The organism is Brotaphodocola sp. (assembly GCF_983179755.1).
In genome coordinates, this window is sequence record NZ_CFAHBC010000003.1 from 1 (window position 1) to 26531 (window position 26531).

The 26531-nt window shown below is 47.8% G+C and carries 25 protein-coding genes; 2 read left to right on the plus strand and 23 right to left on the minus strand.

Translation table 11 applies throughout. From position 1 onward, the window contains the following. Positions 1-151: 151 nt before the first annotated feature. The 10 genes from AC4EVX_RS02035 to mtaB form a co-directional block, all read right to left on the minus strand. On the minus strand, positions 152-1387 hold the full coding sequence (locus AC4EVX_RS02035) for a U32 family peptidase C-terminal domain-containing protein (protein WP_177976941.1): 1236 nt from the start codon (positions 1385-1387) through the stop codon (positions 152-154). 151 nt (positions 1388-1538) lie between these two features. Next, the gene (locus AC4EVX_RS02040) at positions 1539-2177 is read right to left on the minus strand and encodes an O-methyltransferase (RefSeq protein ID WP_490159455.1); all 639 of its coding nucleotides are present in this window, start codon (positions 2175-2177) and stop codon (positions 1539-1541) included. Positions 2178-2337: 160 nt separating this feature from the next. Beyond that, positions 2338-2742, minus strand: a complete 405-nt coding sequence (locus tag AC4EVX_RS02045; protein WP_177976943.1) for an endolytic transglycosylase MltG — start codon at positions 2740-2742, stop codon at positions 2338-2340. 50 nt (positions 2743-2792) lie between these two features. After that, complete coding sequence (locus AC4EVX_RS02050) at positions 2793-5174, minus strand: ribonuclease J (RefSeq protein WP_490159456.1); 2382 nt, start codon at positions 5172-5174, stop codon at positions 2793-2795. 168 nt (positions 5175-5342) lie between these two features. After that, the gene (locus tag AC4EVX_RS02055; protein ID WP_177976944.1) at positions 5343-5798 is read right to left on the minus strand and encodes a transcriptional repressor; all 456 of its coding nucleotides are present in this window, start codon (positions 5796-5798) and stop codon (positions 5343-5345) included. A gap of 243 nt (positions 5799-6041) precedes the next feature. Further along, positions 6042-6320: a DUF1292 domain-containing protein gene (locus AC4EVX_RS02060; protein ID WP_177976945.1), complete on the minus strand. Its 279-nt coding sequence runs from the start codon at positions 6318-6320 to the stop codon at positions 6042-6044. Positions 6321-6541: 221 nt separating this feature from the next. Beyond that, positions 6542-6985, minus strand: coding sequence for a Holliday junction resolvase RuvX (ruvX, locus tag AC4EVX_RS02065; protein ID WP_177976946.1), 444 nt, complete (start codon positions 6983-6985; stop codon positions 6542-6544). A gap of 197 nt (positions 6986-7182) precedes the next feature. Then, entirely contained in the window at positions 7183-7335 is a 153-nt protein-coding gene (locus AC4EVX_RS02070; protein ID WP_177976947.1) for a hypothetical protein, read from the minus strand. A gap of 69 nt (positions 7336-7404) precedes the next feature. Beyond that, on the minus strand, positions 7405-7668 hold the full coding sequence (locus tag AC4EVX_RS02075; protein WP_177976948.1) for an IreB family regulatory phosphoprotein: 264 nt from the start codon (positions 7666-7668) through the stop codon (positions 7405-7407). A gap of 126 nt (positions 7669-7794) precedes the next feature. Next, the gene (gene mtaB, locus AC4EVX_RS02080) at positions 7795-9231 is read right to left on the minus strand and encodes a tRNA (N(6)-L-threonylcarbamoyladenosine(37)-C(2))-methylthiotransferase MtaB (protein ID WP_490159457.1); all 1437 of its coding nucleotides are present in this window, start codon (positions 9229-9231) and stop codon (positions 7795-7797) included. Between the two features lie 240 nt (positions 9232-9471). Between mtaB and AC4EVX_RS02085 the strand changes: the two genes are divergently transcribed. Then, positions 9472-9705, plus strand: a complete 234-nt coding sequence (locus AC4EVX_RS02085) for an HPr family phosphocarrier protein (protein ID WP_177976755.1) — start codon at positions 9472-9474, stop codon at positions 9703-9705. A gap of 316 nt (positions 9706-10021) precedes the next feature. Here AC4EVX_RS02085 and thiI read toward each other — a convergent pair whose 3' ends face one another. From thiI to gpr, 6 genes are all read right to left on the minus strand, one after another. Then, positions 10022-11203, minus strand: a complete 1182-nt coding sequence (gene thiI / locus AC4EVX_RS02090; RefSeq protein ID WP_177976754.1) for a tRNA uracil 4-sulfurtransferase ThiI — start codon at positions 11201-11203, stop codon at positions 10022-10024. A gap of 86 nt (positions 11204-11289) precedes the next feature. Further along, positions 11290-12444 carry a cysteine desulfurase family protein gene (locus AC4EVX_RS02095; protein WP_177976753.1) on the minus strand — a complete coding sequence of 385 codons (1155 nt, stop codon included), beginning with the start codon at positions 12442-12444 and terminating at the stop codon, positions 11290-11292. A 6-nt stretch (positions 12445-12450) separates the two neighbouring features. Further along, positions 12451-13188, minus strand: a complete 738-nt coding sequence (locus AC4EVX_RS02100) for a 16S rRNA (uracil(1498)-N(3))-methyltransferase (RefSeq protein WP_177976752.1) — start codon at positions 13186-13188, stop codon at positions 12451-12453. Positions 13189-13197: 9 nt separating this feature from the next. Further along, a complete protein-coding gene (gene prmA / locus AC4EVX_RS02105) occupies positions 13198-14154 on the minus strand; it encodes a 50S ribosomal protein L11 methyltransferase (protein ID WP_177976751.1) in 957 nt (318 codons plus the stop codon). Positions 14155-14516: 362 nt separating this feature from the next. Further along, on the minus strand, positions 14517-15278 hold the full coding sequence (locus AC4EVX_RS02110; RefSeq protein ID WP_177976750.1) for a TSUP family transporter: 762 nt from the start codon (positions 15276-15278) through the stop codon (positions 14517-14519). A gap of 90 nt (positions 15279-15368) precedes the next feature. Continuing rightward, positions 15369-16394: a GPR endopeptidase gene (gene gpr, locus AC4EVX_RS02115; protein ID WP_490159458.1), complete on the minus strand. Its 1026-nt coding sequence runs from the start codon at positions 16392-16394 to the stop codon at positions 15369-15371. A gap of 249 nt (positions 16395-16643) precedes the next feature. Here gpr and rpsT point away from each other — a divergent pair, with 249 nt between their 5' ends. Then, positions 16644-16907, plus strand: a complete 264-nt coding sequence (rpsT, locus tag AC4EVX_RS02120) for a 30S ribosomal protein S20 (RefSeq protein ID WP_177976748.1) — start codon at positions 16644-16646, stop codon at positions 16905-16907. Between the two features lie 118 nt (positions 16908-17025). On the opposite strand, the gene holA is transcribed toward rpsT, so the two are convergent. The 7 genes from holA to tnpA form a co-directional block, all read right to left on the minus strand. After that, positions 17026-17997, minus strand: a complete 972-nt coding sequence (gene holA, locus AC4EVX_RS02125; RefSeq protein WP_490159459.1) for a DNA polymerase III subunit delta — start codon at positions 17995-17997, stop codon at positions 17026-17028. Positions 17998-18143: 146 nt separating this feature from the next. After that, positions 18144-20990 (minus strand): DNA internalization-related competence protein ComEC/Rec2, encoded by a 2847-nt coding sequence (locus AC4EVX_RS02130; protein ID WP_490159460.1) that lies wholly within the window; start codon positions 20988-20990, stop codon positions 18144-18146. Positions 20991-21000: 10 nt separating this feature from the next. After that, positions 21001-21957, minus strand: a complete 957-nt coding sequence (locus AC4EVX_RS02135; protein ID WP_308451923.1) for a GerMN domain-containing protein — start codon at positions 21955-21957, stop codon at positions 21001-21003. Between the two features lie 25 nt (positions 21958-21982). After that, the gene (locus AC4EVX_RS02140) at positions 21983-23440 is read right to left on the minus strand and encodes a sensor histidine kinase (protein ID WP_177976744.1); all 1458 of its coding nucleotides are present in this window, start codon (positions 23438-23440) and stop codon (positions 21983-21985) included. Positions 23441-23585: 145 nt separating this feature from the next. Then, a complete protein-coding gene (locus AC4EVX_RS02145; RefSeq protein ID WP_490159461.1) occupies positions 23586-24455 on the minus strand; it encodes a DegV family protein in 870 nt (289 codons plus the stop codon). Between the two features lie 168 nt (positions 24456-24623). Beyond that, complete coding sequence (locus AC4EVX_RS02150; RefSeq protein WP_177976742.1) at positions 24624-25901, minus strand: hypothetical protein; 1278 nt, start codon at positions 25899-25901, stop codon at positions 24624-24626. Positions 25902-26016: 115 nt separating this feature from the next. Next, the gene (tnpA, locus tag AC4EVX_RS02155) at positions 26017-26433 is read right to left on the minus strand and encodes an IS200/IS605 family transposase (RefSeq protein ID WP_490159462.1); all 417 of its coding nucleotides are present in this window, start codon (positions 26431-26433) and stop codon (positions 26017-26019) included. Positions 26434-26531 lie beyond the last annotated feature (98 nt).

Below are 26531 nucleotides of genomic sequence, written 5' to 3' on the forward strand. Positions count from 1 at the left end.
TTCCGGACTTGCACCGGTTAGAAACGTGCGCCGCCGGGCGCACTCATATAAAAGAGCGTCTTACCGGACTGGCTTTTGCCAAAATCCGTGTAAAACGCTCTTTCTGTCTTATCGTTTCAGACAAAAACAAGTTAAACCGTTTTCCTGTCTTTTACTGTCCATCGACCTCACTGCGTCTCAAAAGATCATACGGACTTAACTCGGTTCCGAGATCCACCCAGATGATCTGACGGGCATGCGGTGCGCTCTCCTGAGGCGTTCCATCCTCAGCCGTGATTGCGCGAACCGTCACCTCGACATTCGTGCCGTCCGGCTTCATGACCTCAATCTTCTCACCGACAGAGAACTTGTTCTTCTGCTCAATCCGGCAGTAACCATCCTCGCGGACAGCCTCAACCGTTCCAAGATAGGTGTAATTCTTCAGATAGGTACTGCTCTCATAAATCTGACTCTCCGGACCCGGCTTTCCAAAATAGAATCCCGTCGTGAAGTCGCGGTTCGTGCACTTTCCGATCTCCTCACGATACCAGCCAAGATTCTTTCTGTAAAGCTCCGGATCTTTCTTATAATCGTCAATCGCACGGCGATATGCTCGCGCCACGGTTGCCACATAAAGGGCAGTCTTCATGCGTCCCTCAATCTTGAAGCTGTCGATTCCAGCCTCAAGCATCTCCGGAATATGCTCAATCATGCACAGATCCTTCGAGTTAAAGATAAAGGTTCCACGCTCGTTCTCAAACACCGGCATGTACTCGCCCGGTCTTGACTCCTCCATCAGCGCATAATTCCAACGACACGGATGGGTGCAGGCTCCCTGATTTGCATCGCGTCCCGTGAGGAAATTGCTCAGCAGGCAACGGCCGGAATAGGAAATACACATTGCTCCGTGAATAAAGCTTTCGATCTCCATATCATCCGGGATTCTCTCTCGAATCTGGCGGATCTCCTCAAGAGAAAGCTCACGTGCGGAAACGACACGCTTTGCGCCGAGACGATGCCAGAACAGATACGTTCCATAGTTCGTGTTGTTCGCCTGTGTACTGATATGAATCTCCATCTCCGGAAGCACGCGCTTTGCAATCTCAAAGACACCCGGATCAGAGATGATCAGCGCATCCGGACCAATCTCTTTCAGCTCCTCAAAGTACTTCTCGACTCCCTCAAGATCCTCGTTGTGCGCGAGAATATTTGCCGTCACATAGACTTTCGCTCCATGCTCATGTGCAAACTCAATTCCTGCCTTCATGTCCTCAGCAGAAAAGTTCTTTGCCTTTGCACGCAGTCCAAATGCCTCACCACCGATATATACGGCATCCGCGCCGTAAATCACAGCCGTCTTCAGCACGTCCAGACTACCTGCCGGAATCAGCAACTCTGTCTCTCTCATGATTTTCTCCTCATTTCTACTCGATTTCCTATTTCTATTTGTAAAAATTTTTCTTTCATATACTGAACGGTATGGTTTACACCGTCCGCATCCATATTTCTAACCACACAGAAGATCATTTTCCACGCGACTCAAAATTCAAGTGGCTTCCCTATTTTTTTACACTCAGCGCGACTCCATCTCCGATCGGAATCACACTTGTCAGCAACTCCTCATGATGGGTCAGGGTGTAGAGATACTCCCTCATTCGCGCGTGAATCGTTCGATTTCGTCTCTCCACTGCAAACCGAGACTCAATGATATCACCATCCTGAAGCACGTTATCGGAAAACAGTACTCCACCGGGCACAAGAAGTCTCAGAATCGACGGAAGCCAGTGAATGTACTGACCTTTCGCCGCATCCATGAACACAAAATCAAACGGTCCGTCAATCTCCTCAAGAATCTTCTGTGCATCTCCCTCAAGCAACGTAATATCCTCCTGCGCCTGTGCAAGTGCAAAATGATCCTTCGCCTTCTGAATCCGCACCTCATCCCTCTCAATCGTCGTGATATGTGCCCCCTCTGGCATCACCTGACGCATCAAGAGCGCCGAATATCCCACAGCCGTGCCAACTTCCAGAATTCTCATCGGACGCACCGCCATGATCTGTGCCTGAAGGAACGATGCCGTCTCGCGCCGAATGATCGGCACAAACTCCGCCCTTGCTGTTTTTGCAATCCGATCACAGAGTTCCCCGTGACCGCGATCCAATGAATGAATATATGCAGTAACCCGTTCCTGATCCATCTCTCTACTACTCCATTGCTTTGTTTACTTCGGATAAAACTTTCCGTTATTTTAGAACGCTCCAGCAAATCCAAAAGATTCGCTGAAGCGTCCAATGTTGTCTTCCCAATTTATGATTTGCCCAAACATTACCCAAACTCATATGTTCAGACTTATGTGACTAACTCGCACTGCCGTCCTTCGTCTCTTCCGTCTTTTTCTCGTTGAGAACCTGGAGAATCTCCTTTGACGTCATCGAGGTGTTCAGCGTGTACGTTCCGGGCTGAATCTTATAGTCATAAAACTTCAGCTGAATCTCCACAGCCAGCTCATTCGAGATCAATCCCACATCGTGAAGCAGTTGAACAGACTCCTTTGCACTCTGTCCTTCCGGAATCGTGATCGTCTTATCCGTTCCCGGAGCCGACTCCACTGCCGTCGCATAGAAAATCGAGTGACCAAATGCATAGCCCCGCGTCATTCCCTCCGCGAGCAGAAGGATAATCAGCGCATAGAGGATCAGCTTTCCGGAAATTCCGATGATTGCTCTCGTTATTTTATTGATGTCTCGCGTAACCTGGCTCATGCGCTCTTATCCTTTCCTGAGTAACAATTTTCCTGACTCAAATCCTCTATTTACTCAACTTCCATGATGATCGGAAGAATCATCGGGCTGCGTTTCATGCGCTTCCACAGGAAATCACTCAGACTGTCGCGAATGATGTTCTTGATCTTGCCCCAGTCGGTTACATGGCGGTCGAGACAATCTGCAACCGCATTGTCAACGATATTCTTTGCGTCATCCATCAGATCCTCGGACTCTCTCACATAGACAAATCCGCGAGAGACGATATCCGGACCTGCGAGAAGCTGATTGCTGTATTTCTCAAGTGTCAATACAACGATGATGATACCGTTCTGAGCGAGGTTCTGACGATCTCTGAGGACGATATTTCCGACATCACCGACACCGAGACCATCGACGAGAATTCCTCCTGCCTGAACCTGGTCAACGACCTTACAGTAATCCTCACAGATCTCCACAACGTTTCCGGAAGACATAATCAGCGTGCGCTCCTTCGGCACTCCCATCGCCATCGCAATACTGCGGTTTGCGACAAGATGACGATACTCACCATGAACCGGAAGTGCATAGCGCGGATGAAGCAGCGAGTAGATTAGTTTGATCTCTTCCTGACATGCATGGCCGGATACATGGGTATCCTCGGTGATGACTTCAACACCCTTCATGGCAAGCTCGTTGATAACCTTGGAGACTGCCTTCTCATTTCCCGGAATCGGATGAGAGCTCATGATTACAACATCATTCGGCTTGATCGTGACTTTTCGGTGCATGCCCGATGCCATACGGGACAGAGCTGCCATCGCCTCTCCCTGACTTCCGGTCGTGATCAGAACGGTCTGCTCGTCCGGATAATTCTTGAGCTGGTCGATGTCAATCAGCGTGTTCTCCGGAATATTGATGTAGCCGAGTTCACTTGCCGTTCCGATGACATTGACCATGCTTCGTCCCTCGACAACAACCTTTCTTCCGTACTTACATGCCGAGTAAACGATCTGCTGAACACGGTCAACGTTCGATGCGAAGGTTGCAACGATGATACGGTTATTCTTATGCTCTGCAAATACTGCGTCAAATGTCTTTCCGACGGTTCTCTCCGATGCGGTGAATCCCGGACGAATCGCATTTGTACTATCAGAAAGCAGGGCAAGAACTCCCTTCTTTCCGAGCTCCGCAAAACGCGGAAGGTCAAACGCATCTCCGAATACCGGAGTGTAGTCTACCTTGAAGTCTCCGGTATGAACGATCACACCTGCCGGAGTGAAGATTGCGAGAGCTGCCGCATCTGCGATGCTGTGGTTCGTTTTGATGAACTCCACGCGGAAAGCACCGAGCGTGATCGACTGACCATGCTTCACAACCTTGCGCTTCGTGTTCTTCATCAGATTATGCTCTTTGAGCTTATTCTCGATCAGTGCGATCGTCAGCTTCGTTCCGTATACCGGCACATTAATCTTCTGAAGGATATAAGGAAGGGCTCCGATATGATCCTCATGTCCGTGAGTAATCACAAATCCCTTTACTTTGTCAATGTTTCTCTCAAGATAGGTGACATCCGGAATGACGAGGTCGATACCGAGCATGTCATCGGTCGGGAACGCAAGACCACAATCGACAACGACGATCGTATCCTCATACTCAAATGCCGTGATGTTCATACCGATCTGCTCAAGACCACCGAGCGGGATGATGCGAACCTTTGCCTGTCCCTCACCGGTTCCCGGAACAAAGCCAACTTCCTCCGAAGATGTCACTACCGGAAGTTTTGCCTGCTGACGCTCTGCGCGCTTCGGTCCCTTCGTCTTAGGCGCATTATTCTGCTTCTCCGATCTCTCCTGCTTTGCACCCTGTTTGCCTGCCGTCTTTCCAGCATCCTGCTTCACTCCATCGTGTTGCGGCTGCTGTTTTGCCTTTCCGTTTTTCTTCGGGCGATTCTGATTTTGATTCTGGTTCTGGTTTTCTCCCTGAGCTTTGTTGTTTTGCTTGTGCTCATCCGGATTCTTCTCATCCCGCTTCTTTGCATCCTGACGCTGAGGACGGTTTCCGTCTCTGTGCGCTCCACCACGACCCTTCTTCTGTGCCGGACGTTTTGTCTGTGCCTGTGTGTCTGCCTCTGCATGATCTGCATCCGCGCTCACATTCTCCTGCGCTTTCGCCGACCCTGTCACCTGCTGTCCCACCGACTTTTCTGCTGGTGCCGGTTTTTCTGCTTTTTCGGTTCCGTTTTCCGTTCCCTTTTCTGCTGCTTTTTCTACCGGTGTCTCTACTGGTTTTTCCACCTGCTTCTCGGCAGACTGCTCTGGCTGTTTTTCTACCGGTGTCGTTTTCTCTGCTGATTGTCTCTCTGCCTGCACAGCCGGACTTTCCTCACGCTCTGTCACCGGATTCGCATAAACTTCCGCATTCTGATTTTCTGTATTCTGTTTTTCTGTCATGCAATCATTTCCTCCACATTCTAATGAATTGCCATCCCCAAAGTCTTCTCACACTTCTCAAAAAACTCTGTCCAATGGCTTCTGACCATTCTTCCGGTTATTTTATTTTCCGGCTATTCACACTGCCTTGTCCCAAAAAGGACTTTCTTGTCGTTTACGATTTCTTTCTTATTTTTCAGGGTTCTGTTTTTTCAGACACTCCCTGCAAAATCCATATAAATTCAATTCGTGATCCGTTACCTGAAATCCAATTCGCTTCCGAACTGCCTGTTCCAGCCCATCGAGCAGATCATCTTCAATGGAAATGACAGCCCCGCACCCCAGACAAACTGCATGGTGATGACGATGATGCCCATCCGTACCCTCTTTGCCAAACTCATAGCGGGCAAATCCGTCATCCAGACTGATCTTTTCTATCACATGGAGCCCCACCAGAACCTGAAGCGTCCGGTAAATCGTTGCCAGACCAATCTCCGGATATTTACGGCGCGCAAGCTCATAAATCTCCTCCGCCGTTAAATGCTCATCCGAATGATCCGCAATCGTCTCAAGCACAAGCAGACGCTGTGCCGTTACCTTCAGTCCCTTATCCCGGAGGATCTCTTGAAACTGCTTCTGTTCCATCCGCTCTCTTCTCCTATTTTGTGAGAGAAACCGGCCGCTGTATCTCCGCAGATTTCCCTCACATACCGCACACGTTGTCACACTTTCTGCTCGCATGCAGTTTTTCACATGTTGATTCTTCTATACCCTAATTAACCCTAATTACCCTGATTCCGCTTCGCCTCGATTTCATCACGGTTTCATTTATTCATTATTTTATTGCTTTTTTATTCCTTTTTTGCTCTTTTCCTTAGCCTGCTTGACTTATTTGCGAATCTCGACTTCCATGTCCTCCATCAGCTCCGTGAAAATGCGGTAAAGATAATCCAGCTCATCATCATTCTCCACAAATTCATAGACAGCATCGCTGTCCTCTGCCTTCGAGACATCTTTCAGAATATAGCACTCTCCATCTTCCTCGTCATCCTCGGAATCCGTCACCATCAGATAGTTCATGCCATTGATCCGGGTCTCCTCAAGGACATAAAAGTCCACAAATTCCCCGTCTTCCGTCTGCAATGTAATCTTTTCTTCCTGTGTCACCTTTTTACTCCCTCATGGCTCTCTCACAAATCTCGATAACAAAACCGCCTCATTCTTCCAGCCTCATTCTTTCATCACCGGTTTCATTATCAGATTGCTTCATCGCCTAATTGCTTCATTGTCTCTTAACTGACTCCGCTCAATCACTCAATTTCCCAATTCTTTAAGTTCTTAATTTTTTAATCCCTTAAGTTCTCAATAAGCGAAATGAGTGAATCGAGTTAAATTGTTTCTTTTTTCTGTTCACTCTCAAGAGAACCGAGGTACGACTGTAAGATCAGGGTTGCCGCAATTTTATCTATAACCTTCTTCCGATCTTCCCGCCGAACTCCACTCTCCATCAAGATTTCATTCGCCTGTATAGTTGTCAGACGCTCATCCCACAGAATAACCGGCAAACCGGTTCTGCGGACCAGCATATCACGAAATTCTTCCGTTTTTCTCGCACGTTCTCCGACTGAGTCATCCATATTCAGCGGATATCCCAAAACGATGGTCTCCACCTCATACTCTGCGATGAGAGCCTCAATCCGCGCCAAAGTACGGCGCAGTTTTCCCTCGTCTTTGCGTGTGATCGTCTCCACTCCCTGCGCGGTAATCCCGAGCGGATCGCAGACTGCCACCCCGACGGTCTTTGAGCCATAATCCAATCCTAAAATTCTCATATTCAGTTCTCCAGATTTTATGCATCGAGTTCTTCATCCGTCTCGTTTTCTCTCTTCGCTGCCATTCGCCCCTTCTCATAGCTTGCGCAAACAGCAACTTGATTTTACCGGTCTTCCCTCTCATGCAAAGTTCTCTACCATGCAAATTTTCTCGCAAATGCAAATCTCTCGCAAATGCGAATGTATCGAAAAGACTGTCAGCCTTTCTCAGACGGATCGGACTGACAGTCTTCTTCTACTCCTGCCACAGCCTCTTTTTGCTCCGACCACGGACAGTCTCCGATAACGGGCAAATGCAGACTGCAACCATCCTCTCTCCCTGCCGTCCGATCCTGCTTTGGATCTCTCAAACACACTCTGGCATTTTAAGCGCACACTTTCTCTGGCACTTCCTTCTCAAGAGAGTTCTGGCAATATGCCTATTTTTTCAGCTTTGCATCAATATATACTGACATCAGCTCTTCGAGAATCTCATCTCTCTCCACCTTCATAATCAGGCTTCTCGCACTCTTATAGCTGGTGATATAGGTCGGATCTCCGGACATGATATATCCGACAATCTGATTGACCGGATTGTATCCCTTCTCCGTGAGCGCCACATATACCTGCTCGAGCACCTGGCTGACATCCATCTTATTTTCCTGTACTGCTTTAAAAAACTGTGTATTATGAATTTCGCCCATGCTTTTCACGTCCTTTAACTATTCTTCTCTATTCTATACTACTTTTCCTGATTCGGCAAGGGGAATTTAAACCCACAATTGTCACCCCTCATACCTTGCACAACCGGTGACGGATTTTACCCCTTTTTATCTCATCAGCAAAATTTCATCTGTCAGCATCTCGACAAGCTGTCCTCTCACAAGCATGTTGCGGGCACCAATTTCTGCCGGGTATGCGACCTTCACATACTCTTTCGTGTAACCGGTCAGATACGTCACTCCATCGACCTTCGTCTCCTCCTCGAGAAGCACCTCCTCCTCTTTTCCGAGGAAAGATTTCCGGTAATCGAGGGACTGTCTCTTCTCAAGCTCGAGAAGCACATCGCTTCTCTTCGCCTTGATCTGATCAGAAACCTGATTCGGCATCACCGCAGCGCGGGTTCCTGCACGGCGCGAGTACTTGAAAATATGCATCTCATAAAAACCGATCTCCTCCAAGAAGGATTTCGTCTGTGCAAATTCCTCCTCCGTCTCTCCGGCAAATCCTACAATCACATCCGTTGTGATCGCCGGATTCGTGAAAGCACGGCGCAGAATCTCGCATTTCTCACGATACTCCTCCGTGTCGTAACGGCGGTTCATCCTCTTGAGCGTCTCATCACAGCCGCTCTGCAAGGAGAGATGAAAATGCGGACAGATCTTCTCAGACGAGGCAAGCGCTTTTGCAAATTCCTCCGTCACAATTCTCGGCTCAAGAGAACCAAGGCGAATTCTCTTGATCTTCTCCACCTTCTCAAGACGAAGGATCAGATCGAGAAGCGTCTGGCGCTCTCCTTCAGGGAAATCAAGACCGTAGGAGCTCAGATGAATTCCCGTCAGAACGATCTCCTGATAACCTGCCTCGGCAAGCTCTCTGACCTCGCGTTCCACATCTTCCGGGCGACGGCTACGGACACGACCTCTCGTATACGGAATGATGCAATAACTGCAAAACTGGTTGCATCCGTCCTGCACCTTCAAAAATGCACGCGTGTGTTCTCCCGTATGGTGAAGTTTCAGCTCCTCGTATTCCTTCGTCTTTCCAATCTCAATCACATGGTCCTCAGCGAGATGTTCCTTCGGATTTGCATTGGAATCACCGGTATTCTCCCCATTTTCTCCATTTTCCATGCCTTCCTGAAGATCCAGAGCATCCTGCGTATTCTGAGGAACCTGTGTGTTCTGGCTCTTCTGCTCTCTCTCCGCAAAATAGGATTCGAGAATCGGAACGAGATCTTTCTTTTTATTATTTCCAATAATCACATCGACTGAGAGATCTTTCTTGAGTTCCTCCGCGGCAGCCTGCACATAACAGCCTGCTGCAACTACCACTGCATCCGGATTCATCTTCTTTGCCCGGTGCAACATCTGACGGGATTTCTTATCTGCCACGTTCGTCACGGAGCAGGTGTTGATAACGTAGACATCCGCCTGATCCTGAAAAGAGACAATCTCATATCCCGCTTCCTCGAGAAGCTGTTGCATCGCCTCCGTCTCATAGGCATTTACCTTGCAGCCTAAGTTATGTAAAGCTGCTTTTCTCATTGCTTATTCTCCTTAAATTTTCTATAATAAATCTTCTCCACCACTGTATCATGCGGAATTTTCCGTTCAGAAAATTTCCATCCCTGTACAGTAACTATTTGTTGCCTGACTCTGCAAATAATCCTTAAAACTCCCTATTGACTTTTCAGCCAGTTATGAGTAGTATTGTTATATGGCAGACGGGTGAAATGTGCCGTCGCAGCCAAAAAGGGAATGACAAAAACAAGGAGGCTTATTTACATGAAAACCGTTCGTATTTCTTTAAATTCCATCGATAAAGTAAAATCTTTCGTAAACGATCTGTCCAAATTTGATGTTGATTTCGACCTGGTATCTGGTCGTTACGTGATCGACGCAAAGTCCATCATGGGTATCTTCAGCCTGGATCTGTCCAAGCCGATCGACTTAAACATCCACGCTGAGGCAGGAATCGATGAGATCCTGGAGACCCTTTCTCCGTACATCATCAAATAATCATCCGGAATCCGTACATAATCATTCTTCACATCATTCATAGAATCATAAATAGAATCCATGGATGAATTTATGGATCTATCTGTTCTACAACTTAATATGAATCTATCCTTTATGTGGAATCGGAATCTGTGATAGACGGGATGCTTTCTCTCTGAGAAATGCATCCTTTTTTATTTTTTGTTTTATTTGGCGCATGATCCTGATCAGTCTGATCCATCCTGTTGAGATCTTCCAATCAGAATCCCTGCGCACTCATGTGTTACTGTTCACGCATCGCGCAAACAGCAACACATTTCTCTAAAATCGAAGGAATTTACTCACACCAGATCATCTCTGCGGTGTCAATCGCCGTCTTCATCATCTCATCAATCTTCTCCTGAAGTTTCAACTCAGAGCGATGAATGTAAGTGAGGTTCGGCTTGATTACCGGATGCTTTGCCACGAAAATCGTACAGCAATCCTCATACGGCTGAATCGAAGTCTCGAACGTTCCAATCTTCTCGGAAATATCCACGATCTCCTGCTTATCAAAACCGATCAGCGGACGGAATACCGGCATCGTGCAAACCTCGTTCGTCGCTGCGAGGGAATGTACCGTCTGGGAGGCAACCTGTCCGATGCTCTCGCCGGTGATCAGTGCCAGTGCATCGTTTCTGCGCGCAAGCTCCTCCGCAATCTTCATCATGTAACGGCGCATGATGATCGTCAGCTCCTCATGCGGGCACTGCTCATAGATGTAGAGCTGAATATCCGTGAAGTTTACAACGTAAAGCGGAATCGGACCGGAGTACTTGGATACCTGCTTTGCCAAATCCACAACCTTCTGCTTTGCGCGCTCGCTCGTGTATGGCGGAGCGTGGAAGTAAACTGCATCAATCTTCACACCGCGCTTTGCAATCATGTATCCTGCTACCGGGCTGTCAATTCCACCGGAGAGCAGAAGCATTGCCTTTCCGTTCGTTCCAACCGGCATACCACCCGGTCCCGGAATCATCAGGGAGTAAATGTTCACAAGTTTGCGAACCTCCACTTTCAGGAGCACCTGTGGCTTATGAACATCCACAGAAGTCTCCGGATATGCATTCAGGATTGCCTCTCCGAGATCGGCATTCATCTGCTCGGAACGGATCGGATAACTCTTGTCGGCACGACGGCTGTCTACCTTGAATGTGAAGTGTTTGTCCTCATAAACCTCTCCGACATAATCCACAACGATTTTCTTCAGGTTCTCGAAGTCCTTCTCCTCAACCTGAAGCATCGGGCAGATCCACGCGATACCGAAAACGCGCTGAAGTGCCTCAATCACCTCATCGTAATCGTAATCGCTGACTGCCTGCACATAGATACGTCCGGATTCCTTGGAAATCTGGAACGATCCCTCTACTTTTTTGAGTGCTACCTTGATCTGGTGAATCAGGGCATCCTCAAACAGATACCGGTTCTTTCCCTTTGTTCCGATCTCTGCATACTTAATCAAAAATGACTGAAATTTCATGGAGCTTCCTTTCTTTTTGTATTTATAACCGGTTAATGATCATGAATTGACCGTTTTTCTCTATTCTTATCTTGGTTTAAACATTCTTAGCCTCTGCGGTAACGGCGCAGAACCGGAAGAAGTTCTTTGAGTGCGTCGATGCAGTAATCAATCTGCTCTTTTGTGTTAAACACGCCAAAGCTGAAACGGATCGTCGAATCGAGAAGATCCGGCTTCACGCCGATTCCCTTTAACGTACCGCTGATGCCCGGATGATGGGAGGAACATGCGGAACCGGAGGAAACGAAAATACTCTTGTCCTCAAGCGCATGCAGAAGCACCTCCGCGCGCACGCCCTCAAAGCTCACACTCACGATCTGCGGAGCGCTTCCCTCGCCTTTTTTGCTGTTGACTACACAGCCGTCAAGCTCTCCGATGCGGTCGATCAGATAATCCTTGAGCTCGATCATCTGGCGGATCTTCTCATCATGATTTGTGTACATGATCTTGGCTGCGAGTCCGAGACCTGCAACTCCCGGAACATTCTCTGTACCAGAACGCAGTCCGTTCTGTTGACCTCCACCGTAGATCAGAGGTTTGATCTTTACGCCATTGCGGATATACAGGAAACCTGTTCCCTTCGGCGCATGAATCTTGTGTCCGCTGACAGAGAGAAGGTCAATGCCCTCCTTCTTCGGGCGAATCACATATTTTCCGTAAGCCTGGATCGCATCTGCATGGATCAGCGTCTTCGGATTCTTCTCCTTCACGATCCTGGAGATCTCTGCAATCGGCTCAACGGCTCCGACCTCGTTATTGACGTACATCACGGAGACGAGAATCGTGTCCGGACGCACTGCCGCTCTGAGCTCCTCCAGACTGATATGCCCGTCCTTGTCAACCGGAAGGAAGGTAATCTCAAATCCGAGTTCTTCCAGATAAGAGAGCGGATTGTATACAGACGGATGTTCAACTGCCGTGCTGATGATGTGCTTGCCTGCGCGCTGATTTGCGAGTGCTGTGCCGATCAAAGCCATGTTGTTGGACTCCGAACCGCCGGAGGTGAAAAGGATTTCCTTCTCCTCCACTTTCAGCGTCTTTGCAATCTGTGCGCGTGCTTCCTTTATATACCGCTCCGCCTCAACACCTTTTCTGTGCAGGGCTGCCGCATTTCCGTAATCTTCCGTCATCACCTTGACGACAAGATCCTTTACCTCGTCGAGCACCCGTGTCGTCGCGGAATTATCAAAATATGCTTCCATTTTATTCTAATCCTCCAGTTGAAACATCAAGATGGACAGGGCTGTCAGACCTGCCGTCTCCGTCCGCAAAATCCGTCTTCCAAGCGTGATTGGAGCCACCCCTGCCGACTTTGCTTCTTCCACTTCCTCCACATCAAAACCGCCCTCCGGTCCGATGAAGATCGCCACATCCATTCCCGGGCAAACTTTAGACAGAACTCGTTTTGTCTCTGCCATCCCTTCGGCAAGCTCATACGGGATCAGTGCAAGGTTCATCTTCTCTGCGCGTTTTACTGCCTCAGAAAAGCTCACCACTTTGCTGACCTCCGGGATCATCATGCGTCCGGACTGCTTTGCCGCACTCTCCGCAATCGCATTCCAGCGTCTGAGCTTTGCATCCTCTTTCTTCTTATCAAGTTTTACCACAGCGCGTCTCGTTGCAACCGGAATCACCTCGTAGACGCCAAGTTCAACCGCCTTCTGAATAATCAGATCCATCTTGTCGCTCTTTGGAAGTCCCTGAAAGAGATAGAGTCTTGACGGGAGCTCACTCGAATCTGCCTCCTCCGACAGAATCCTTGCGCGAATCTCATCTGCCTCCATCGTCTCAAGTTCACAGACATAGTTTCTCGAAATACCATCGCGAATTCCGACTTTCTCGCCCGGTTTCATTCTCAGCACGTTTCGGATATGGTTGACATCCTGACCGGTAATCACTGCATAGCCGTCCGCAATCTGCGCCGGTGTCACAAAAAAATGATACATGCTCTCTTCCTACTTTCTGCGTGCGGTGATGGAAACCCAGTCGTTCTGATGGTTGATCTCCACGATCTCCAGTTCCGGATTTGCCTCCATTGCCTGACGCACATCTTCTTCCTTCGTGTTAATGATTCCGGATGTGATGAAGATTCCGCCGTGCTTGAGGTGAGGTGCGATCTCGCCCTGAAGCATAATGATGACCGGAGCAAGAATGTTTGCCACAACGATGTCGTAGCACTCGTATCCTGCCTGATCCTGAATTGCCTTGTCATCGATGATATTTCCCTGAACAACGCCGAACTTCTCAGCCGGAATGTGGTTTGCCTCGAGATTCTCCCTGACTGCAACGACTGCATTCTCATCAAGATCGGTTCCAAATGCCTCGCTTGCGCCGAGCTTCAGAGCTGCGATTCCAAGGATTCCGCTTCCGGTTCCGACATCGAGAACCTTCTCTCCGCCCTTGATGTATTTGTCGAGCTGACGGATGCAAAGCTGAGTCGTTTCATGTTTTCCGGTTCCGAAGGCTGTTCCCGGGTCAATTTCGATTAAAAGCTTGTCTGCATGTTCTGCCGGAATCTCTTCCCAGGTCGGCTTGATCAGGATATCATCTACGGTGAACGGCTTGAAATACTGCTTCCAGTTGTTGATCCAATCCTTATCCTCTGTCTCGGAGACAGCGATTGTGCGCTCGCCGACATTGACGAACTCACTCAGATCATCGAGCCCTTCCTCAATGTTGCGCAGAAGGTCCTCGAGATTGCTCAGGTCTTCGAGATAGAAGCTCACCTTTGCAGTGCCATCGTCCGGCGGAAGTTCCGGGAGAATGTCGATAAACATGCCCTTCGTGTCTGCCTCAGACAGCGGTACGTTATCCTCGATCTCAATGCCCTCAATGCCAAGCTCGTCGAGCATATTGCTGATTAAGTCAACCGCCTCTGTGGTGGTCTTCAGTGTGAATTTTGTCCACTTCATAAATTTTTCATCCTTTCTTTTATCTTAAAATCGTCTTTAGTGAACTACCCATTGTCTAAAGCCAAAGGGCTTCCTGTTTCATAGACCTCGTGACCTACTATCTCCACAGGCGTTAATTCGGGCAGTCCCTGCCCTATGATATGTTTTTTGTTCTTAATCCTTCTTCAAGTAACAGTTTGTCTGTTGGTTTTTGTTTTTCTTTAATATCTATTTAATTTCTATTTTTCTTTTATGTGGCTCTGCAGCTCTCGATTCCAATTGAAGTCAGCAGAGCTGACCGGAAGCATACGCCAAGTCGATACTTAAACTCATAGCAAATAAATCCATCATCATTTGTGCAATGCACGAACGGTAATACCCGCTTAGTTTCCAGAAAGAATTTTGATAAACAGAATTGCTAACACAACCAAAACCACCGGTCTCACAATCTTCTGTCCATTATGTACGACGAGACCGGAACCAATATAATGTCCTGCGATGCAGAATAAACCTGCACTCAGTCCCAGACTGTAACTGGCTGTCCCATGAATCAGGAATGTCGTGAGTGCTGCAAGGTTGGAAGACAGATTGATCATCTTTGTCATTCCGGAGGCAGTCTGAACATCCAGTCTCGCCAATCCGGTCAATACGATCAGAAGAAAGGTTCCGGTTCCCGGACCGTAAAATCCATCGTACATTCCAATGACAAGGGATGCACAGATTGCCACTGCAAATGTAGCCGTATCGGAAAGCGGTCCCTTCTCAGAACCTGCCCCGAAATTTTTATTTTTCAGAACATAGAAGGCGACAATCGGAAGAACCGGAATCATCAGATTCTTCAGGATCTGATCACTTGCCAGAAGAGAAAGTCTCGATCCAATCATCGATCCAATGAGTGCCGAAACACAGGCGCAAATCGAAAGTATAATCAGCTTTCTTCCTTTAATATACCCGTTTTTCAAATATCGGGCTGTTGAGATCACTGTTCCCATCGAAGAGGACATCTTATTTGTTCCGATCGCGATATGCGCCGGAACACCAGCAATGATGTATGCCGGAAGGGAGATCAGTCCACCTCCGCCTGCAATCGAATCAACAAAACCAGCCAGAAACACCAGTGGCCATACAATTAGATACGTCTTCATGCCCCTCTATCCTCCCGCTCTTTTGTAACTTACTGTACTTCCTATATAAATACACAAAGCTCAAAATATCATAACACACTTTTTTCTGCTTTACAAGCAAGTTTCCGGCTCAAAAAGTGCCTGATGAATCCCATCACACAAAATCCTGCTGATCCGCTGGATTCTCTCATCAATATCGGGCGGAGTTACATACAAATTGCGCAGTTCCGGTTCCAGTTTTTCCTCCCATCCCGGCTTTTCCTCGATCTCCCACGCTTCTAGAGAGCTGATTGTATCATGCACAATCGAAGTCGCACCGACGACGGTCGGGACTCCAACCGCAAACACCGGAACTCCAAGACTTTCTCTTGTCAATCCATGACGATGATTTCCCACTCCCGATCCCGGATGAATTCCTGTGTCCGTCAACTGAATCGTCGTTCCAAGGCGACGGACACTGCGGGCTGCAAGCGCATCAATCACGATGACCAGCTCCGGTTTTGTCTCCCTTACAATTCCCCGCAAAATTTCTGCACTCTCCATTCCGGTCTGAGCCATCACACCCGGAACGATTGCACTTAACAGGGGCAGATTTCTCTCCTGACAAAAGCCCTTTCCAAACTGTCCATCGAGATGGCGCGTCACCTTCAGCTTCCCCGCTGTGCGTGGTCCAAGCGCATCCGGCGTCACAAACGCATTTCCCAATCCTACAACGAGAATCCGCTTTCCCTCAAATCCGATTCTATTCTCTTTATTTTTCACCTTTTCTGATTTTGATCCCTGGAATTCTTTGAGGTCATCCAGTTCTTTTGGGGTTATCTGTGCTTCGTTCTGTTCTCTCAGCAGTAGTCTGCGAAGTTGCAGGGCAAACTCTCTGGCGATCTCCTCCATCTCTTCCTCATCATTTCCAGCCATTCCATCCGCCTCAAGCGTCAGATAGACTCCTTTGGGCTTTCCCATTGCTCTTGCCCCATGCTCATCAAGGATCTGCACCTCGCTCATCTTTACTGCCGATCCGCTCTCCCTCCATTCGCGCAGAGCAACACCCGCAATCTCTCCTCCATCTCCCGGAAAACTTTCTCTCTGCTCAACCGCCAGATCCGTCCGAACCTCAAAATTGTTTTCCTTTCTTGCCATTTTCCATATTCCCCTTTCCATCCATTTCTTTTTTGTATTACACGAAATTTTCTATTCGATCAAAAAATTCTGCCTGCACACTATGACCGTCTCTCTTATTTTTTCAAAAAATCCTTAGAATTATGTATTGACATTTTATGAGAAATTGAGTAGAATACAAAAGTATGTTTACATTGAACTGTCCGTGTCCAGGCTTTGATGCAAACCAGATGCTATTGAATTATTTTTTTATAATTGGAGGTGCCCAGATTGGCAAATATTAAGTCTGCTAAGAAAAGAATTTTAGTTACCGAGACCAAGGCTGCTAGAAACAAAGCTATCAGATCTAAGGTTAAAACTGCTTGCAAGAAGGTAGAGGCTGCTGTCCTTGCAGGAGATAAGGCTCTTGCTCAGGCAAGCCTGAATGCTGCTATCTCTGAGATCGAGAAGGCTGCAACCAAGGGTGTTTACCACAGCAACACTGCTTCCAGAAAGGTTTCCCGCCTTTCCAAGGCTGTTAGCGCAATGGCGTAAGCATAAGACTGGAATTTAATATAACCACAAAAAGAACTTCGATCCCTGGGTGTGGGGAATCGGAGTTCTTTTTTATACCATTCTTACATTATTTAGATTTCCGGTCATCGAGTTTCTTTTAATACTCTTTTGCAATCAGCAATTCTACCGCAAGACGATCCTGAAGTCGTCCACTCTTAACCGCCTCCTCGGCATCCACACACAGATTTACATACGAGAGAATCTGGTCCCGCGTAAACTGTCTCGCCTGTGGCATTGTCTTTCCGACAACAAACGGCTGAAGTTTCAGCGCAGACGCGATCGCACTTCGATCCATCCTCTTTTCCATCAGCTCTTTTACCTGCAAAATCTGATTAAACTGTCTCGCAATCAAAAATAGAATTCTCATCGGCGGTTCTTTGAGTGTCAACAGATCCTCATAGAGATCCATCGCCTTGTGCGGTTGTCTTCCTGCAATCGCAGACACCATCTCAAAAATTCGGTTTGTCACCTGCGGAGTACAGATTGCTCTCACATCCTCATCGGTGATGACCTCTTTTTCTCCCGTATAGCTGATGAGCTTTTCGAGTTCCATGCGAATATTCTCCATATCATCTCCGCTCATGCTTAAAAACAACTCCATCGTTCTTCCGGTGATCTTCTTGCCCGCCTTTGCGAGAATTGCTCCCGCCCATCGCGCAAGCTGAACACTATCCTGTCGGTTCATCTCCGCAATGTAACCAAGTTCCTTGATCTTCTTATAAAGTTTACTTCGCTTATCCACCTCCGACTCCACAAAAATCATGCAAGTCGTATCCGGCATCTGTGGAAGATACGTCAGAAGTGCCTCACACCCACTCTTAAAAAATCCACTGTTTTCAATGAGGATCAGGCGATGTTCCGCAAAAAAAGGCATTGTGTCTGCCAGACGAATAACCTCCTCAACATCAATTCCCTTGCCCTCAAACGCAGCAAAATTCATGGTATCTCCGTCGAGAATCGCCTCCATCATCTTCTTTTTATAACTATTCTTTAAAAAAGCCTCTTCCCCGCAAATCAGATACGCTCGCTGAAAAGTATGATTCTTGATATCCTGATTCAGTGTCTGCATTCTTATTCTGTCCCCTATTTTTTCTTAATTTTCTCTCATATGCAGCAATACTTTTTCCCATCGCTATATTATAACGCACATATATCTTTTGTTGTTTATACCAGATCTGTATAAAAAAATCAACTCCGAAGCAAAATGATTGCCGATCAGTGCCCGTATCCATAGGACCAGCATCTCCACGAAACCTTCTCCCCATCGGTATGGAAGAAGACACTCCCGTCCTGTCCCGTTCCAATCACCTTTATCTTTCGCTCTCTCAGTCTTTCTATCGTCTCCTCATGCGGATGACCATAACGATTGTCCTTTCCATAGGAAATCACCGTTATCTGCGGGTTCACTGCATCAAGCCACTCCTCGCTGTTTGAAAATCTTGAACCATGATGAGCAGATTTCAGTAGAAAAATCCCCTCAAGCCCGTTCTCACCAGAAACCTCTGACGCATTTTCTGCGCTCCCAGCACGATTTTCTGCACTCCCCGTATTCTCACACTCCAACAGTGCAGCTTCCCCCGCCTCACTCATGTCCCCAGTCAGAAGCATCGCAAATTTTCCATACTCCACACGAAGCACAAGGGACTGCTCATTGCGATCAGCCAGAGCCTTTTCTGCCATTTCTTCAAGGTTTCTCCTGTTCTCTGCTCCCTCATCCTCCCCCGGCGGATACAAGCACTGAATCCTCAGCTTTCCACTCTCGATTCGATCTCCCCTCTCCATCCAGATCACACGGCACCCTCGCCGATCTGCCTGCTCAATCAAGGTCTGATACGCCTCATCTGCCTGTCCCGCCTTTGGAAGAATCAACTGCCTGATGCCGATATCCTCTTCCTCCTGAAAAAGCCACACCAGTCCACTGATGTGATCTGAATCACCATGACTGACGATGACACTGTCAATTCTTCGGATTCCACTGCTCTTTATAAACGGAACCAGACGATTTTTCCCAAGATTTTTCTCGTCACTGCTTCCACCATCGACCAGAATCACCGACGAATCTGCCCGAATGCAGATTCCATCCCCCTGCCCTACATCAAGAAACGTCACATCAAGCCCCCGGTGCGGAAGTGGAAGTAAAAGAACACTAAGCGCAACTACCAACCATACTCCCGGCATTTCATGCTTTTCATGCCTCACCTGCTTTTCCGGCTTTTCACGCTTCTCCGGCTTCGTTTCCCATTTCCTAAAAAGCAGAATTCCCGCCAAAGCCCCATAATAGACTCCGATCTGCCAGAATCTCGGACGCCCAAAAATCAGATGACTCCCCGGAAATCTCGCCCCAATCCGACAGCACCACTCATACCATCGAAGAAGCATTCTCGCCCCACCAACTGCAAACCGCCCTGCTCCCACGGAGACTTCCGCAAGCACAAGCCCTGTGACTGCCGATCCCACAAGAATTCCTGCAAACGGAACAATGAGAAGATTCAGAAAAATCCCATACAACGGAAACTGAAAAAAATGCCAGAGCACAATCGGAAACGTCACCGCATGCATCCCGATTCCCGCATAAAATGCATTTGCGCTTGTATCATGACTTTCCTCACCACCTGCATTACCATTTTTCTCTTCAAACAATCCAATTCCAAGAATCGCCCCAAACGAGAGCTGAACTCCCGCCTGTGTCAATAAATAGGGGCTGTCCCACATCAGAATCATTCCGGCAAGCCCGAGCGCACTCCGTCTGTCATACGTCCGCCCGAGATATGAAGCTCCAAATCCGCAAAGCGTCATCACAAGTGCCCGAATCACCGATGCCGAACTTCCACTCATCCACGCATATCCGGTCAACACCACGCCCGCAATCATTGCAGAAAACCCAAATCCAACTCCCAGTTTTCGCAAAAGTCCGTAGACTGCAAGACTTACAAGAGAGAGATGAAGCCCACTGAGTGCCAGAATATGCGCAATTCCATTTTCCTGATAGAGAGTGCGCACCTCCTCGGGAAGATCTGTCCTGTCCCCGAGAAGAACTGCCCGCAAAATTCCTGCATCCTGCGCCCCTGCAATCCGCTCCAAATTTGCCGAAGCGCGCAAAGAAATCTTCCGAAGAGCCTCAAGAATCCAGTCGCACCGCCGATCTCGAACCTCAACTGAGGAGGCAATCATCCGATAGGTCAGTTTTTTCGATCGATAATAAGTACAGTAGTCAAATTCTCCGGGCGCACGTGGCTTGTCAAACGCATAGCAGATCCCAGTTACACAAACCTGATTTCCGCAGGAAAAAACCTCTCCGCTCTCAATTTCTGAATCAGTTTTCTGACCTGACCCAAAACCAGGTTCTGTCTCCTGATTGATTTTCACGAGAATCCGCCGAAGTAATCGTCGTTTTTTTACGTGATTTTCATAATTTTCATGATCTCCGTAATCTCCATGATTCCCTACCTGCGCCTTCACAAATTCCATATCTGCAAATTCCATGCTCGCAAATTCTATATTTTCCAGTTTTGCATGATCCAATTTGCCGGTATAATCCAATTCACCATTTTCCAGCTCACATGCATCCAAAATCAGCTCCCACCCGTTTTCTTTCTCAGTGACGGATCGCACTCGCCCGGTGATCGTCGTTATTTCTCCGTCAAGCCCAAGCGCAACCTCCCTCTCGCAGACATTTCGCTCAAAAGTCGCCCGCCCTGCTCCGATAATCCCACCAATTAACGTGAGCCCACAAATCATCATTGTTATCCCACAAATCCTCGATAAGAAAAAAGACCAAAACCGCCCCTGACGATTTTTGCCTTTTCTCTCTTCAATTCTTTCTCTCTGTCGTTTTCTGTATTTTTCAGCGGATAACGGACTGCCAAATTGATCCGAGAACCAATTTGACAACTCATTTCCTGACATCAAAACCAGGACTGCCACGATCGCCACAACCACAGCGACAGCCACCCCGGCAATCACAAACCTTCCAGTTTTTTCGACTGCCCCCATATTTTCGCTCACCGCTCTCCCACACAGAATCCATGCCTCTCCAAGTACGAATCCTCCTGCCAGGAACACAAGCGGTCTTCTAATGATCTGATCCTCCTATCAAATCGAGGTTGCGCTCAAAGAGCGTATTGAGTGGTACCTTATCCCGGAATACAACATTCTGGTTTCCATCGACCGTGATCTGCACCCGGCTGACCGAGGACTGCTCAAGCAGAGAGTCCACAATCGAGTAAATCGGAATGTAATCCTGCACATTCAGTGCATTGTTGAGAAAACTGCTGTCAAAATTCAGATAGCACACATTCTCATTTACAGAAATATTCAAAAGTTTTGTCTGCGGATCGAGCGTCGGGCACAGATTTTCCGACTCCGGTCCCTCAAGAAGCGCCTCAACGACAACCTTCTCGACCGAAGTATTGATGTTGTGCATCACACTCCTGCGCTCCGGATACAGTTTTTCTCCGTCTGCATCCGTAAAATACAGCGTCAGTTCTGTCTTCTCGTAGGCATTGATATCCGTGATGCTGTCCACAAAATCCGAGTCACTGAGCATACCAACCGGCATATTGTTGGCATCGAGAAGGGGCTGATCGCCCGTGTAAATATTAATATAATCAATCCCATCAATCTGCGTCATCGTCTTCGTGAGTGCTGCCCGGCACAAGATTTCACGGTAGGATTTCATGCTCGTATAGTTGTTATCAAAGTAGAGATAAAGCACGACATCCTCTTTTTTGTATCCCTGATAAATCACCTTATCCGAGAGTGCCATCTGCGCATCGAGATCCGCCGGCACATGCAAAAGCTGTTCCATCAGCTCCTGAATCAGAAAATCCTGATCGGTCGTCTCCGTCTGATAATCGTGCGCGACAAGGCGGGTCGCCGACGGATTCATGTAATAGATCTGGTAGATATTTTCCCCGTCTACATGTTCCGTCCCCGTCCTCGTCTTCTGACATCCGACAATCCCTGCGACGAGAAGCACCAATACAGCCAGAAGGAGCAGACAGTCTCGTTTCTTTTTCTTCGTATTCATCGGTCTCGTCCTTGCCCCCCTCTCATCATGCAATATAGTTGAGCGGAATCCGGATTGTGAACGTACTTCCCTCACCCTCCCGGCTCGTCAACTTGATCGCACCCTTATGCATCAACACAACATTTCTCGTGATCGCAAGTCCGAGTCCGCTTCCGCCTGTCTCTCTCGAGCGCGCCTTGTCGACGCGGTAAAAACGCTCAAAAATGCGGTCCTGCGCCTCCTCCGGAATTCCGATTCCAGAGTCCGATACCTTAATATAAAAGAATTTGTGGTCGGCATCGAGCGTCACCCGCACCCAGCCATCCTCCTTGTTGTACTTGATCGCATTTTCCACAAGGTTCGTGATCGCAAGCGAGAGCTTCATCTCATCTACATCCGCAGTCACCTCGCGGATGCTCTCAAAAATCAGCTCGACTTTCTGTTTGTTTGCGATCGGACGCAGACGCTTTAAAATTTGCTCGACGAGCGTGTAAATATTCGACTGGGAAATGTTGAGTTCCGCCTCCGACTTGTCCATTTTCACGAGAGAGAGAAGGTCATCGATGATCTTGCTCTCGCGGTCGATCTCATCCGAGATGTCCTCCATGAACTCCCGGTAAAGCTCCACCGGCACTTCACCCATTCCCATCAGCGAATCCGCAAGCACGCGAATCGAGGTGATCGGCGTTTTGAGCTCATGGGAGACATTCGATACAAACTCCTGGCGCGACTGGTCAACCTCACGAAGTTTTGTGATCGTCATCTCAACCGCCCTTGAGATGTCCTGAGTCTCCTTGTAACTGTCGGTGCTGATATCGGTGTCGAGAGCGCCCTGAGCCACATGATTGAGCCGATTCTGAAATTCCTTAAACGGGAAGATCAGACAGGAAGCCACCGCGATTCCGGCAAGCAAAACCACAAAGAACACAATACTCTGAAGCAGGACTGCCTTGTCGTGAACCATATCCGCAAGCGACATCAACGGCTCCGTCGACGAGGTGATAATCATGACTCCCTGCACAGTCTTCTCCGCCGTATTGTCATAGATCGGTGTTGTCTGAAGGAAATAGTGACGGTTCTTGATATACCGGTTCATCGTCTCTCCCTGATAACAGCGAATCACTGACTCCGCAATATGAAGACGATTTTCCGCAATATGGAATGTATCCTCCACAATCCGGAAATTCTGATCAACAACCACGATTCTTCCATCAAAAATATCCGCGACCGTCTCGATCTCACTGTTCATCATGGAGCGATCCGTCCCGTTCAAATACCCCGCCCGCGTCAGCTTGTCGCTCAAAATCTGGCACTGATTCTGAACCTCCGCCATCCTCGCCTCAATCTGATTCTGACGCACCGAAGCGATCGTCGCATGGGTGCACAGAATCATCGGAATCAGACCAAACAGCACAAGAAGAATCACAACCGGTACTTTCAGGCTCACCGTCACCCTTCGTTTGACTGCAAAAGGGAACTGCCATTTCTTCTTTACCTGATCCATTGTTCTCTCACGCTCCTCCTTTCCCCGATTTTCTGACGTTATTGACGTTATTTGTGTCTGTCTTTGCGTCTGATGTTTTTCGCTTTTCGCCAATTTTTATATTTGACGTTTTCTTTAATGTTTTCTCTGACCCTTTCTCCTGCTTTTAATCCAGCTTTTTCGTGCAGGCAAGGGCGATTGCTCCCGGTCCGATGTGACAGGCAACACTCAGAGACAGAGGGTCCATATGAATTCCAACACTCTTCGGGAAGTGTGCTTTGACTTCCTCAAGAAATTCTTCTGCCATCTCACGATCGTACGTGTAAGCGAGCTGAAGCCAGGTGTGCTCTGCCTCCGGATCATGGAAACGATTCTTAATATCATGCTCGATCGCCGTGATCATCGTACTCTTTGCCTGTTTGATCGTGCGCGCCTTCGAGAACGAATCGAGCTTCTCTCCCTGAATCTGAAGCACCGGCTTGATCCGAAGCAGAGTTCCGAGTGCTGCTGCCGCCGGGGTAATGCGTCCGCCCTTCTTTAAGTACTTCAGAGTGTCCACTGTGATGTAAATGCTTGACTCGAGCTTTGTCTCCTCAAGCACGCGCTTGATCTCTTCTCCATCCATTCCCTTATCTGCCATCACCTTTGCATCGATAGCAGACTGGCGCTGAGTAACAGAGATTCTCTGGTTGTTGACAACAAAGACCTTGCCCTCATACTCATCCTCATCCGCAAGCATCATGGCAGTCTGGCAGGAACCACTCAACCCGCTTGACATCGGAATGTGCACAATCTGATCATACTCTTTAAGAAGTTCATTCCACTGGTTCATCACGGTCTGCGGAGACGGCTGAGAAGTGGAGATCTCAGCTCCATCAGTCAGATGAGTATAAAACTGCTCCTGCGTCAGGTTGATATCCTCCTCATAGGTCTCACCGTTGATCATAAACGGCATGGGAATCACAGTGATTCCAAGCTCCTTCGCCTGTGCCTGTGTAACTCCGCTGTTGCTGTCTGTAACGATCGCGATCTTCATTTTATTCTAAAATCTCCTTTTTCATTTCTTTCTTTTTATGTTTTTCTTCCATTTTTTATTTCTGTTTTTTCTTTTCTTCTATATTTTCTTATCTTCTGATTTTCTTTTTTCTGTCTCTGCCTTCTGATTCCGATTAATCTTCTGGTTTTGATTGAAAATTCTTAATGCTCACCCGCACTTGAGATTCGGTTTTTTCTCCTCCTCAATAACCTCGATTTTGCGGATCAGATCAATCGCCCACGGCTCCTCCTCCGGATTCTGATAGCGAACTGTGACAATCGTCATCTGATTCTTATAGAGAATCTGCGCAGAGACCTCATACCGCAGTTTCCCATCCCTCTGCCTCGGATGATAGACCGCTATGCGTCCGCGCAGACTATCCCTCTCATAGTCAATGACTCTCTCGACTTCTTCCTTCTCAAACGGTCGATTTTCAAACCTCGCCTCGTGCTCCAAATTCATCGCACAGATGTAGTAATCATGACTGTTCTCTGCCCATCCATCGTAGTAACGCTCCGAGTTTCCCTGTCTCGTCCCGTCGTAGAGATAACTTCCGGGTACGGCAAAACGCAGGGAACCGATTGTCCGAAACAAAAGTTCCTTTCGGCATCCGACCTGCGCATTCTTTGGCAGTTCCGGCGTATGATCGAGCGCTTTCGGCTCACGCCCGTCGAGCGCACACAGCTCCAAATACTCATTTTTAGGGAACTGAATATCCGCTTTTAATGCAAGCGCGCGCTCAAGCAGATCAAGAATCTTTCGGTTGATCACCTCATCCTGTTCACTCCGGCCGGATGGCATAAAATAGCACTCCTGATTCATCAGCACAAGCGCACAGTTTCGATAGTAGTAAGCGTCTTTCTCCTCCTCATTCCAGATGAAAAAATCCTTTGCAAATCCCATACTGACTCCGGAATGGACGATGTTTCGAATCTCCTCCATCGAGAACTGGCGGATATGCGTCATCACCATCCCCTTATGCTCCTCGGGCAGATAATAATTCGCCGGCCAACAGACGAGCTGACGATCCGCGCGGTCCTTCTGCTCAAAAATCTGCTTCATCAGATCACCAAACCAGGTATAAAAATACTCTCTCCTCATCCGGACAAAATTGCGGTCCCGATCATATCCGGTATCATCCTTGACGAGAAGCCCGAGCTTTCCTCGCGACGCGTAGAGATCCAGAAAATGAATCACTGCCGCATGAAATCCCGGTCCTGCGATATTCGTCTGGCACTCCCCGACAATCTCGCCCTTCTTCCATGCCATCCACAGAAAGCCCTCCGGACAGAACTGATAGATCACATAGTCACCGACCACGTCGCAGTGATACCCCATCTGCCCCGCAAGCTCTCGCGAAAATCTCTGCATTCGCTCGAGATTCCAGGTATTCTGGGGAAGCCAGCTATGCTGTGGCTTCATCGAAAATGAAATCGTTATGCCCATACTCTTCCCTCTCCTGCTGTGCTTTGAATTCGATTGTCTATCAAAATCGTAGAGTACCACGCCTGACCAACTGGATCAGACGTGGGTGAATGCGTAATGATTTTAAAATTTTAGATCATTCATTTTTTTGATTCTTAATATATTCCTTTACCGCAGTACTTGTTCGGTCACTGACAGTCCCGATAAAATAACTCAAACTCCAAAAATAGGGTTTCCAGTAATAAGGTTTCAGTTCCTCAGAAAACTGTTTTCTAATGTTTCGAGAAGATGCAGATTTAAATGCATTTACAAATTCTGCAAGATTTAAATTTGGTTTTGCATCAAACAAAATATGAATATGATCTGGCATGCATTCAAATGCCTGAATCGTAAGATCACGATCCTTAAAATAGGTTTCCGTATAATTTCTGAGGGCAGTTTCTAATTGTCCGCGAATCACGGGATGTCGATATTTTGTGACTAAGACTAAATGGTACTGCAATAAAAAGCAACTATGCCTGTTCACATAATAACCACCTTGTTTTAAAAACATATGTTCTCCTTTCTTATTGCAACTGATCGCATAATATGATATAATTATATCATATTATATTAACTAGTTACAATGTATTTTTATTCAAAAGGAAAGGA